Raw genomic sequence first — 555 nt, forward strand, 5'->3', positions numbered from 1 at the left:
AATTGAACACGCCTGGAACCCTGTGTGAAAAAGATAGTTCTTCCAAGGAGTAGACACTCCTTGATCAGAACTCCTATTTTCACTTTGTGTTCTTACAAGCTTTGTATCTTAGACAGGAGTAGAGATGAGTATTCGAGTGATTATTGCTGGGTTTAAGGGAAAGATGGGCCAGGCCGCTTGTCAGATGGTCTTGGCTGATCTAGACTTGGACTTGGTCGCAGTTTTGGATCCGTTTGAGTCTGAGTCAGAGTGGCAGGGAATTCCTGTCTTCAATGATAAGGTTGACTTGGTTGGATTTGAAGCAGATGTCTGGGTGGATTTCACCACACCAGCTGTTGCCTACGAAAATACACGCTTTGCTCTTGAAAATGGCTTTGCTCCAGTCGTAGGGACAACAGGCTTCACTAGTGAAGAAATTGCAGAACTAAAAGCATTTTCCCGTAAACAAGATTTGGGTGGCTTGATTGCCCCTAACTTTGCCTTGGGAGCTGTCTTGCTCATGCAATTTGCGGCGCAGGCTGCCAAATATTTCCCAAATGTGGAGATTATCGAGCT

Annotated in this window: 1 protein-coding gene; it reads left to right on the plus strand. The window is 45.2% G+C overall.

From position 1 onward, the window contains the following. Positions 1-124 precede the first annotated feature (124 nt). A partial coding sequence (locus GMD1S_RS08865) for a 4-hydroxy-tetrahydrodipicolinate reductase (RefSeq protein WP_000027861.1) occupies positions 125-555 on the plus strand: 431 nt, incomplete at its 3' end.

Origin of the sequence: Streptococcus sp. GMD1S, from assembly GCF_000296875.1 — a bacterium.
Lineage (GTDB): Bacteria > Bacillota > Bacilli > Lactobacillales > Streptococcaceae > Streptococcus.